Here is a 1,494-nt window from a genome sequence, read left to right on the forward strand (position 1 = left end):
AGAGGCTGCTGGGCTAGCAGTGTCAGCGCCAGTCGCTCATGGGGGAGACCCCCAAGACCGCGCTGGCTTGTCTGTGGAGCGACCGTAAGACCGAAAAGAGGGAAGGGCCTTGGAGGCTGGTGCATTGAAGCAGAAAACCCTAATCAGTGATGGTTAGGAATCCCGCGCTGTCACGCAAGTGCAGCGTCGGGAGGATGTCAACAACAATGATTAGCTCACAACCATATAACTTACACTTGTACTCTAGCTTTCTACGAAACTTAGAAAATCCCATATCTGCACCCACCCCTCTAGCTCCCCTCCGGTGGAGGGGATGGGGGTGGGTTGTGATTAAGTACCAAATAAGTAGTTAATTTATGTAATGTATCCTTTCTGATATTGGCCCTGCATGCTATGTAGTTTGGCTATCTTAAGAGAAGCTCTTTTCCAGTTGTTAGAGAACTTAGTTTTATGTCGGTTTAAATATTGCAACCCAGAGAGTTTAGCTTCAAACTTTCGGTAAGACTTAGCTTCTTCAAATACTTCACCAGTGGATAGGCTAGCTAGATATTTTACACCTAAATCTACACCAACTACATCTACTGACTTCTCAATATTAGATGGTTCTGTTTCTATCTTGAAACTAATGAACCAACGGTCAGCTTTTCTGCTAATAGTTACAGACTTAGGGGTAACATGATCTGGCAATATTTCAAATGTTTTTACCCAACCAATTCGAGGTAGTTTTATCTGGTTAAAAACTATTGATATTGAACCATCTAAAGTGAAGCTATCATCTCTACCTTTTTTCTTGAATTTAGGCTGATATGAAATGAGCGAAAAACATTGTTTCCAAGCTTCTGATAAATACCTCAAAGCATATTGAGGAATGCACTTAGACACTTCATAATACCAATAGTTATTAGGCTTAACCATTGCTCCCAAAAGCTTATGTAAATCAATAGTAGTAGGAAATTTAAGTTGACTATCAGGATTATGCTGGCCCGTGATTCAAGATATTTCTGGTTAGCCATAATCGCCAATTATAAGCATGACGGACTACACCAGCGTGTTTAGCTAGTAAGGTTTTTTGCTGATTATTTGGGTGTAACTCAGCGCGTGAATCCTAGTAGCATGAAACAGATAATTAGAGATTATAGCGTTGCTGATTCGTGGGTATGATTTGTATTTATTGGCAATTGCTAAACTATTGAATAACAAATACTTAAGATTATTCAATTTTTATTTTCATACCTTGATTCAGCTACGCCGAGATTATTATAGATAATTCCAGATTATAGACAACTGTTAAAAACTCTTACCTGATTAGATAATTCCTGTTTCAGGGAGTTAGGACAGGAAGTTTTATGCTGCAACAAATACATTTTTTAGAAAGTTCTAAGTCATGTAATGTTTAGCATACTTTTGCATCTTTAAGACTATCTTTGATGATCTACTGGATAAATTTGAGTAGATTCTTTAGAGGATATGATATGATTACTGAAGGGCTAATAC

Annotated in this window: 1 protein-coding gene and 1 pseudogene; both read right to left on the reverse strand. The window is 38.4% G+C overall.

The genetic code is table 11. The features are described 5' to 3' along the window. Nucleotides 1–354: 354 nt before the first annotated feature. The gene (locus F6K22_RS40715; RefSeq protein WP_293110837.1) at nucleotides 355–915 is read right to left on the reverse strand and encodes an RNA-guided endonuclease InsQ/TnpB family protein; all 561 of its coding nucleotides are present in this window, start codon (nucleotides 913–915) and stop codon (nucleotides 355–357) included. A 58-nt stretch (nucleotides 916–973) separates the two neighbouring features. Next, nucleotides 974–1,057: pseudogene (locus F6K22_RS40720) on the reverse strand (hypothetical protein); the annotation flags it as partial. Nucleotides 1,058–1,494 lie beyond the last annotated feature (437 nt).

The sequence above is a fragment of the Okeania sp. SIO2F4 genome, from assembly GCF_010672385.1.
GTDB lineage: Bacteria > Cyanobacteriota > Cyanobacteriia > Cyanobacteriales > Microcoleaceae > Trichodesmium.